This is a genomic window from Aquificaceae bacterium (assembly GCA_037722135.1).
GTDB classification, from domain to species: domain Bacteria; phylum Aquificota; class Aquificia; order Aquificales; family Aquificaceae; genus Pampinifervens; species Pampinifervens sericum.
The window spans coordinates 1-9,158 of record JBBKAW010000030.1 but is presented as its reverse complement, the minus strand read 5'-3'; the positions used below and the strand labels follow the sequence as shown (position 1 = coordinate 9,158).

Here is a 9,158-nt window from a genome sequence, read left to right as displayed (position 1 = left end):
TCCTTGACTCTTCTGGGTATAGTTTGAAAAACTCCTCTGCGGTTAGCTTTGTTTTGACCTGCATAAGCTTAAATCTATTACACTACCACCTGCTTGGCAAAAATTATCTGAGGTATTTTTCTTAGTTCTTGCATAACCTCCTCTGGGATAGGGTCGTCAAGATTAAGTATGCCCAAGGCGATGCCACCTTTCTTTTCTCTTCCAAGCCTAAAGCCTGCTATATTTACGCCTGCATTACCTAATATACTACCTATCTTTCCTATAACTCCTGGGACATCTCTGTTTTCAAAAACAAGCATTATACCCTCTGGTTCTACATCCACACGGTAGCGGTCTATTTGGAATATCCTTAGTATATGCCCCTCAAGCACTGAGCCTGCTACCGTTCTTTCTGTGCTGTCTCCTCTTGCTATTACCTTTATATAATGCTTGTAATCCTCGCTCTCTTCTGAGGTAAGCTCCTCTACCTTTATGCCTCTATCTCTTGCCACGTAGCTGGCGTTTATTATGTTTACTGGAAAGTCTACCGTTTCTTTTAGTATTCCCATCAAGACCGCAGAGGCTATTGGATGAAAGTGTTGTGCTATGTCTCCACGCACTTCTATATGCACCTCCCTTATGCCCTCTTCCGCCCATTGGACCAAGAACCTGCCCATTCTTTCCGCAAGGTCAAGGTGTGGCTTTATCAAGGTTAGAACCGAAAGGTCTGGGAAGGGTGCGTTTACCACATACTCTACTGTTTGACCTCTTAGAGCTTTTATAACTTGCTGGGCAATTATTACTGCAACGTTTTCTTGAGATTCGTAAGTGTTTGCACCTATGTGAGGGGAAAGGGAAACGTTGGGAAACTTGGATATTTTTTCTATAAACTCCTTTGGTGGAGGTTCTACAGAGAAAACATCAAGACCTACGCCCGATAGCTTACCGCTTTCCAAAGCCCATATGAGGTCCTCGTCTTTTACTATTCCACCTCTTGCACAGTTTATAAGAACCGCACCGTCTTTCATAATTTCAAACTCTTTCCTTGTTATCATGTTTCTTGTCTCGTGGGTCAAGGGTGCGTGGATAGTTAGGATATCTATTTGACGAAGCATGTCGTGTAGGTTGTCAAAGAGCTTTACGCCCAGCCTGTCCGCCTTTTCTCTTGGAATGTATGGGTCGTAGGCATAAACGGTCATGCCAAAGGCTTTTGCCCTTATGGCAACTTGTGAGCCTATGTTTCCAAGACCAATTATGCCAAGAGTCTTTCCGTATAGCTCTGTTCCCATAAACTTCTTTCTGTCCCACCTGCCCTCTACCATACTGTTATGTGCCATGTGTGCGTTTCTTATAACGTTTAACATATGAGCGAGGGTTAGCTCCGTTGCTCCTATGGTGTTGGCACCAGGGGTGTTTATAACCAATATGCCTCTCATGGAGGCAGACTCTATATCCACGTTATCCACACCTACACCAGCCCTGCCGATGACCTTTAGATTTTTAGCCCTTTCTATTAACTCGCCTGTGACTGGGGTTCTGCTTCTGGTTATAATGCAGTGATAGTTTTCCACAACCTCAAGTAGCTCCTCGTAGGATATGTCTGGCTCGTAGTCCACCTCAAAGTCTGGCTCACGCCTAAGAAGCTCAATACCCTTTTCCGAGATGGGGTCAGTGATTAGAATTTTATGCATCTTAAACCTCCAGAAGGCTAAAGTATAAACTAAGTGCCAAACTCCCAAGAGGATAGATATTTTACCTGCTCTGGTGTTAGTTGGTCTATCTCCACCCCCATGCTCCTTAACTTCAAAGAAGCCACCTCTTTGTCTATCTCTTCTGGCACTCTGTAGACGTCTTTTTTGAGGTCTTGGTGGTTTCTGAGGATATACTCCGCAGAGAGGGCTTGGTTAGCAAAGCTCATATCCATCACGGAAGCAGGATGACCTTCCGCACTGGCAAGGTTTACAAGCCTTCCTTGTGCCAAAAGATAGAGTCTTCTACCATCCCTGAGCCTATACTCCTCAACGAAAGGTCTTATCTCTCTTTTACTCACACTTAACCTTTCGAGAGCCTCTATGTCTATCTCCACGTTGAAGTGTCCAGCGTTGGAGATAATGGCACCGTCTTTCATCCTCTCAAAATGCTCCTCTCTTATTACAGAGGTATTGCCTGTAACCGTCACGAAAAAGTCCCCCAGTTTGCAGGCTTCTCTCATGGGCATAACCAAGAAGCCGTCCATCTTTGCCTCAAGTGCCTTTATGGGGTCTACCTCGCAGACTATAACCGTTGCTCCCATACCTCTTGCCCTTTGGGCTACACCTTTGCCACACCATCCGTAGCCTGCAACCACAAAGTAAGAACCTGCTATAAGTCTGTTGGTAGCCCTCATTATGGCATCTATGGTGGACTGCCCTGTGCCATACCGGTTGTCAAACATATGCTTTGTATAAGCATCGTTTACCGCTATTACGGGAAACTGCAAAACTCCCTGCTGAGCCATAGCCCTTAGTCTTATAACTCCTGTGGTGGTCTCTTCCATTCCTCCGTAAACTCTTTTTGCAAGCTCGGGAAACTCCTTATGAAGCGTGGATATAAGGTCCGCACCATCGTCTATCACTATGTGTGGTTCCCTTTTTATGACCTCTCTTAGGTGCATATAGTAGGTGTCTGTGTCTTCGCCCTTTATGGCAAAAACTGGAATGTCGTAGTATTTTACCAATGCGGATGCGGTGTCATCTTGGGTAGAAAGGGGGTTTGAGGCTGTCAAAAAGACCTCTGCACCACCTTCTTTTAGAGTTATCATAAGGTTTGCAGTCTCTGTGGTAACGTGAAGGCACGCAGATATGCGTATACCCTTAAAGGGTTTTTCTTTGGAAAACCTCTCCCTTATGCTTCTAAGCACTGGCATATCCCTTTCTGCCCATTCAATCCTCTTTTTGCCAAGCTCCGCAAGGCTTAGGTCTTTTACATGGTAATCCATCTTACTCCTCCAAACTTAATATTTTTTGCTATCCTTAAAAGCTTTAAAAACCCTTCCTCTCCCTGCCTTCTTCTCTTTGCATACGCTAAACTCATGCACTCAAAGGAGGTCCTATCCTTACTAGACCGAGCTCCGTTATCTCCATGTAGTGCGTTCTTGTGTCATGACCGCACATCCTACATCCATCTATACGAAAGAGCCTAACCATCTCACCTATAGGCTTTTTGTAGAGCCTTGATTGTGCCTGCGTAAAAATTATGTCCTTAGATAGCACCATAGAGCAGTCCACTATGTGGCTTATGGCGTAGCCACCTGCAGCTTCTGCGGTAAGCTCCTCATGTCCGCTTCTTTTTTGAGAGATAAAAAGAGCGGTCTGATACCACTTTTTCATAAAGTTGAAGAGTTGACGCACCACAATTCTTGCTTGCATTTCACGGGCTTCATAAAGTCCAGTTATTGAGTCTATAACCGTGTGTCTTACCTTGTAAGTCTTTATTACATGTGCCAGTGTGGCAAGAAGGTCTGGTATGTTTTCCCTTAGCCTTCCGTGGCTTGCAGCGTCTATTAGGATTATGCGGTCTTGAATGCTTTCAAAGTCTATTCCCATGGCTTTTGCCCTTTCCCTTATACCTGTAATGGTAAAGTGTGCGGGAGACTCTACAGTTATAAAGGCAACAGGCTCTCCTCTGCTTGCCTGCATCACCGTATACTGCTCAGCCATAAGGCTTTTACCCGTATCAGAAACTCCCGTTATATTGGTGACCGAGTAGGCAGGAATGCCACCAAGGGGTTTTCTCACTGGCTTACCCTCTTGTATGTCCGATGTGAAGAAAAGTTCATCAAGACCCTCAACACCTGTAGGCACTCCATATAGCTTTGGAGCTTTTCTTATTGCCTCTTGTGCGGTCCATATGCTTTCTTCTACGACCTCTGGCTTTTTCTCTTCCATGGTAGTAAATTTTAACACTATGAAGTACTACATAAAAACTTTTGGATGCCAAATGAATTTTAACGATTCGGAAAGGCTAAGAGGTATACTGCAGAGTATGGGCTACGAACCTGCGGAAAGTTGGGAGCATGCGGACATAATTCTCATTAACACCTGCACTATAAGGGAAAAGCCAGACCAAAAAGTCTACTCTCACCTTGGGGAATATAAGAAGATAAAGGAGAAAAATCCTAATGCTCTAATAGGAGTCTGTGGATGCCTTGCCCAGAGGATGGGAGAAGAGTTGGTGCAAAAAGCTCCCGTTATAGACATAATGTTTTCCAGCTTTAATATGCACCAGTTACCAGAGTTAATCCAGCAGGCTCAGGCAGGATATAAGGCTATAGCCATCCTTGAAAACCCACCAGAGGACGAAGACAAGTTATGGGAATATCCTACGGTAAGGGACAACCAGTTTTGTGCCTATGTGACGGTTATGAAGGGCTGTGATAAAAACTGCACCTACTGTGTGGTGCCAAAAACAAGAGGTAGACAAAGGTCAAGAAGTCTTGAAAGCATACTATCGGAGGTCAAAAGCCTTGTGTTAGATGGTGTAAGGGAAATACATTTGCTTGGTCAGAACGTAACCGCATGGGGACAGGACCTTGGTATTCCCTTTGAAGAATTACTTTACAGAGTTGCGGAAATTCCCGGCGTGGAAAGAATTAGGTTTACCACAGGACATCCCAAAGACCTAACGGAGGGTATAGCAAAAGCCATGGGAGAGATACCTCAAGTTTGTGAACATATACACCTACCTGTGCAAGCAGGCTCTACAAGGATACTTAAGCTCATGGGCAGGGGCTATACAAAGGAGGAATATCTTGAAAAGGTCCAAATGCTGAGAGAATATGTGAAGGGCATTACCTTCTCCACAGACATAATTGTAGGCTTTCCCACAGAAACAGAAGAGGACTTTGAGGATACCTTGGATATTTTAGAAAAGGTGAGGTTTGAGCAGGTTTTCTCCTTTAAATACTCGCCAAGACCAGACACACCAGCTTACAGCATGGAGGGGCAGATTCCTGATGAGATTAAAACCCAAAGGATGTCAAGACTTCTTGAATTGCAAAAGAGGATACTATCAGAGATAGCCAAGTCCTACGAGGGGACGGAGCAAGAGGTCTTGATAGAGAGCTACGAAGATGGAAAGCTCACAGGCAGAACAAGGACAAACCGCTGGGCTACCCTAAAGGGAGATAGTAGCCTTCTTGGAAAGTTGGTAAAGGTAAAGGTGCTAAGCTCAAAGCCCTTCAATATGGAGTGCGAAGTCATAGAGGTAATAGGATAAGCGTTTCATATTGCTACCTATAGGGAGAGGAGTAAATTTATAAGTGGAGGCTTGCCATGATTGAGATGGTGGTGCATGGAGTCACCCTTGACCCAGTGTCTCAGATGCCTATAGTGGTGCTTAGAGCAAAGGATAACGAGGAGGTATTATTACCCATATGGATTGGTATCTTTGAGGCGGACAGCATAGTGCGTCAACTTCAAAATATAGAACCTCCAAGACCTATGACCTACGAGCTTATGAAAAGCATCATAGAAAACATGGGAGCGAGGCTTGAAAAAGTAGTCATAAGTGACCTTAGAGACAGCACTTACTATGCGGAGCTCCATATATTGCAAGGTAATAACCTTATAGTAATAGACTCAAGACCGAGCGATGCCATAAACCTTGCTTTGAGGTTTGACGCTCCTGTATTTGTGGAAGAAGAGGTGCTTGAAAAGTCCAAAGTGCCAAAACCAGAAGAGGATGAGGAAAAGGAAAAGTTAAGAGAGTGGCTTGAAAACATAAAGCCAGAAGATTTTGAAAAGGGGTTAAGTTGATATAGCCTTTTTGAGACATTCAAACATGAGCTCCTTTGGAGGGCTACCTACATCTATCACGGGTTCTACAGCTACAAGGTCTTCCCTTTTGAGGTTTTCATAAAGAAGCCTATAAACCCTTTCCAAACCCTCTTGAAAACTTAGTCCTTCTTTGAAAATATACAATTCCAAATCTTCTCTGTAGCCTATAAGGTCGTAGTCCTGTGGGTTTTTTATCTCTTCGTCAAAGCCTATGGCATAAGCCATACCATATTCTATGGCTAACTTTGCGGGTGCGTATTCAGAAGCATAGCACTCCATGTCCACTGGGTTCAAGGGTTTGTCCTCTGGTAGAGCAACCACATATACCGCAGAAACATGGTTTTTGCTACCCTTCTCGTAGTATCCTAACAGTTCTATATAATACACCCAAGACCTCATATTCTACCTAAAAGATAGTTCCAAAGGAAAAGGATGGGCGGGAATATAGCCTTGCCTATCACTCCAGTAAAGAGGAGAAGTGCTATTATTAGAAAGCCATACATCTCAAACCTATAGAAAAGCTCCCAGTATTTTACAGAAAAGAAGCTCATAAGTGCCCTGCTTCCGTCAAGGGGTGGTATGGGTATGGCGTTGAAAAAGGCAAGAACTAAGTTTATGAGGACCGCGGTTGCAGAGAATAGGGCAAGGGGTATAAGCACAGCATCGCTTAGAAAGTTTAAGTAGCCTTGCATTATGGCTCTGTAAAGAAGGGCAAAAACCAAAGCAAGCCATATGTTCATCACTATACCCGCTATGGAAACAAAAAAAGTTCCCACTCTAAGGTCTCTAAATCTAAGGGGGTTTATGGGCACAGGCTTTGCCCAGCCAAAGAGTATGGGAGAGCCTATCAATATTAGCATGCCGGGTAGTATTATTGTTCCAAGCAAGTCTATATGAGGTATTGGATTTATAGTAAGCCTACCATACTCCTTGGCAGTTGGGTCTCCCATCTTATAGGCAACCCATCCATGAGCGTATTCGTGAAGTATCACCGCCATCATAAGGGCTGGTATGGATACAATTGCCATCTGCAGGTCCATTAGTATTTCCTCTCCGCAGGTTGGTGATAGATTATTTTTACGTCTATATATTCTATCTTCAGTTTATCACCTTCTTGCCACACCAACGTATGCTTTAGGAAGTTTTCATCGTCCCTTTCTGGATAATCCTCTCTGTAGTGTCCACCCCTTGATTCTCTTCTATGAAGGGCACAGTAGGCGACCGCTCTTGCAAGGTGTAGCATGTTTCTTAGCTCAAGCACCTCTATAAGGTTTGTGTTAAAGACCTTGCTTTTGTCCACCACTGGAATGTTCTCCCAACGCTCTAAAAGTTCAGAAAGCTCCTCGTAAGCACTTTGTAGGGACTTCTCATCCCTGAATATACCCATCTTTTCCCAAGTTATCTCCCCCATCCTTTTCCTTATGTCCGCAAGTTTTTCATAGCCTTCTCTTTTCATAAGACCCTCTATAAGCTCTTTACCCTTAGCCTTTTCTCCCTCCGAAAGCTCAAGAAAATCCACCTGTTTGGCGTATTCCCTTGCGGATATGCCACAGAACTTTCCAAAGACCAGAAGTTCTATAAGGGAGTTTCCTCCAAGCCTGTTGGCACCATGCACGGACACGCAGGCACACTCACCTACTGCATAAAGTCCTTCAAGTGGTGTGGCGGAGGTCATGTAGTTTTCCACATGCACGCCACCCATGCAGTAGTGGGCAGAGGGTCTTATGGGCACGGGGTCATAAACAGGGTCTACACCTTCAAAATCTATGGCAAGCTGACGCACCTGAGGTAGTCTTTCCTTTATTTTTTCTTCTCCGAGGTGTCTTAGGTCCAAAAGCACATAGGCAGACGTGCCTTCTCCAAAACCTCTTCCTTCTCTTATTTCATACTCTATGGACCTTGAGACCAAATCTCTGGGTGCAAGCTCCATCTTCTGGGGTGCATACCTTGCCATAAAACGCTCACCAAACTTGTTTATTAAATAGCCACCCTCTCCTCTACAGGCTTCTGAAAGCAGTATGCCAGTTTTGGCAAGACCTGTGGGATGAAACTGGATAAACTCTATATCCTTTAGGGGGAGACCATTAAGAAGGGCTACCGCCACACCATCGCCTGTGTTTCCTATGGCGTTGGTGCTTCTTTGCCAGTATATGCGTGCAAAACCGCCGGTTGCAAGGACTACCGCCTTAGCCTTTAGGTTTACCACCTCTCCGTTTTTTATATCGTATAGGGACACACCCTTGACCCTCTGTCCGTCGTGGATAAGGTCAAGAAGGAAAAACTCGTTGAAAAAGTCTATGTTTTCTCTGGCGAGTGCCTGCTCAAAGAGGGTATGCAAAAGCACGTGTCCCGTCCTGTCTGCAGAGTAAACAGTCCTTGGAAAAGATGCACCACCAAAGGGTCTTTGGGCTATCCTGCCATCCTCCATTCTTGAAAAGGGCACACCCCAACGGTCAAGCTCGTAAACCACCTCGGGTGCATGTTTGCACATAAAATAGACTGCATCTTGGTCTGCCAAAAAGTCAGAACCCTTTATGGTATCAAAGGCGTGGGCTTCTGGGCTATCTTGAGGAACTGCGTTTCCAAGGGCGGCGTTTAGACCCCCTTGTGCTGCACCTGTATGAGACCTTGTAGGATAGACCTTTGAGACCACCGCCACCCTTATGGATGGGTCCCTTGCACACTCTATGGCAGTGCGAAGACCAGCACCACCTGCACCTATAACTACCACGTCATAGCTTCTCATGGCTTTAAATTTTAACCTATATTACCTTCAGCACGTAGAAGGTTAGCACCAAGCAGGCTATAAATATAACCACTCCATAAGCCTTGTAAAGCCAAGTGTGTGTCCTATAGAAGCCTTTGTCAACCTGCTGTATAGTTCTATAGAAGTTAGCCATGCCAAGGATTAAGGTAAGCAAGCCAACCACTATAACAAAGATACCTATGCCTACAAGCCTGTGGTGTTCTTCTGCAAGGTGAATGTTAAAAACCTTTTCAAGCTGAAGCAGGAAAAACTCAAACTTCTCTATAACAAAGCCAAAAACTATAAGAGCTATGGCAGTCCTCACCCAAGCAAGAAAGGTCCTCTCCGCTGCCATGTAAATCCTTGGGTCTGTAACTTCCTTTGGATGCACAGGAATGCCTCCTTCTATGTATTTTATGTCTAAGTAGAAGGTAATTAAACCTGCGATAATCATAAAAACCCCTATAACTCCAGAGGCTCTGGCGGTCCATTCAAGAAGCACAGAAGCATGTATCTTTTGGGTAATGACAGCCAGTGTCTCCAACTTTCTGAGAAATACTCCAAAGGACAAGGTGTATTAGAAACTGAAACAAAAAGACCTCTTGACACTTATAGAG

Annotated in this window: 9 protein-coding genes; 2 read left to right on the top strand and 7 right to left on the bottom strand. The window is 44.6% G+C overall.

Features of this window, described 5'->3' with window-relative positions:
- Positions 1-77: 77 nt before the first annotated feature.
- The 3 genes from serA to WKI49_02055 form a co-directional block, all read right to left on the bottom strand.
- Positions 78-1,670, bottom strand: a complete 1,593-nt coding sequence (serA, locus tag WKI49_02065; protein MEJ7621288.1) for a phosphoglycerate dehydrogenase — start codon at positions 1,668-1,670, stop codon at positions 78-80.
- Positions 1,671-1,699: 29 nt separating this feature from the next.
- Positions 1,700-2,956, bottom strand: a complete 1,257-nt coding sequence (ahcY, locus tag WKI49_02060) for an adenosylhomocysteinase (protein MEJ7621287.1) — start codon at positions 2,954-2,956, stop codon at positions 1,700-1,702.
- 91 nt (positions 2,957-3,047) lie between these two features.
- Positions 3,048-3,905, bottom strand: a complete 858-nt coding sequence (locus WKI49_02055) for a KaiC domain-containing protein (GenBank protein MEJ7621286.1) — start codon at positions 3,903-3,905, stop codon at positions 3,048-3,050.
- A 19-nt stretch (positions 3,906-3,924) separates the two neighbouring features.
- Here WKI49_02055 and miaB point away from each other — a divergent pair, with 19 nt between their 5' ends.
- Positions 3,925-5,235, top strand: coding sequence for a tRNA (N6-isopentenyl adenosine(37)-C2)-methylthiotransferase MiaB (gene miaB, locus WKI49_02050; protein MEJ7621285.1), 1,311 nt, complete (start codon positions 3,925-3,927; stop codon positions 5,233-5,235).
- 56 nt (positions 5,236-5,291) lie between these two features.
- Complete coding sequence (locus WKI49_02045; protein MEJ7621284.1) at positions 5,292-5,774, top strand: bifunctional nuclease family protein; 483 nt, start codon at positions 5,292-5,294, stop codon at positions 5,772-5,774.
- Here the strand turns inward: WKI49_02045 and WKI49_02040 are convergent.
- The 4 genes from WKI49_02040 to WKI49_02025 are packed head-to-tail and all read right to left on the bottom strand — an operon-like array spanning position 5,766 to position 9,085.
- Positions 5,766-6,182 carry a hypothetical protein gene (locus WKI49_02040; protein ID MEJ7621283.1) on the bottom strand — a complete coding sequence of 139 codons (417 nt, stop codon included), beginning with the start codon at positions 6,180-6,182 and terminating at the stop codon, positions 5,766-5,768. The two genes, WKI49_02045 and WKI49_02040, sit on opposite strands and share 9 nt — an antisense overlap.
- A gap of 8 nt (positions 6,183-6,190) precedes the next feature.
- Positions 6,191-6,835 (bottom strand): site-2 protease family protein, encoded by a 645-nt coding sequence (locus WKI49_02035; GenBank protein MEJ7621282.1) that lies wholly within the window; start codon positions 6,833-6,835, stop codon positions 6,191-6,193.
- The gene (locus tag WKI49_02030; protein MEJ7621281.1) at positions 6,835-8,541 is read right to left on the bottom strand and encodes an FAD-dependent oxidoreductase; all 1,707 of its coding nucleotides are present in this window, start codon (positions 8,539-8,541) and stop codon (positions 6,835-6,837) included. Before WKI49_02030 ends, WKI49_02035 begins: the two co-directional genes overlap by 1 nt.
- A 16-nt stretch (positions 8,542-8,557) precedes the next feature.
- Positions 8,558-9,085: a DUF202 domain-containing protein gene (locus WKI49_02025; GenBank protein MEJ7621280.1), complete on the bottom strand. Its 528-nt coding sequence runs from the start codon at positions 9,083-9,085 to the stop codon at positions 8,558-8,560.
- Positions 9,086-9,158: the final 73 nt, after the last annotated feature.

Excerpts from the sequence above, each read along its gene's own strand:
- ahcY (MEJ7621287.1), bottom strand. The coding sequence starts at position 2,956 with ATGGATTACCATGTAAAAGACCTAAGCCTTGCGGAGCTTGGCAAAAAG.
- WKI49_02035 (MEJ7621282.1), bottom strand. The coding sequence starts at position 6,835 with ATGGACCTGCAGATGGCAATTGTATCCATACCAGCCCTTATGATGGCG.
- serA (MEJ7621288.1), bottom strand. The coding sequence starts at position 1,670 with ATGCATAAAATTCTAATCACTGACCCCATCTCGGAAAAGGGTATTGAG.
- WKI49_02045 (MEJ7621284.1), top strand. The coding sequence starts at position 5,292 with ATGATTGAGATGGTGGTGCATGGAGTCACCCTTGACCCAGTGTCTCAG.
- miaB (MEJ7621285.1), top strand. The coding sequence starts at position 3,925 with ATGAAGTACTACATAAAAACTTTTGGATGCCAAATGAATTTTAACGAT.
- WKI49_02055 (MEJ7621286.1), bottom strand. The coding sequence starts at position 3,905 with ATGGAAGAGAAAAAGCCAGAGGTCGTAGAAGAAAGCATATGGACCGCA.
- WKI49_02030 (MEJ7621281.1), bottom strand. The coding sequence starts at position 8,541 with ATGAGAAGCTATGACGTGGTAGTTATAGGTGCAGGTGGTGCTGGTCTT.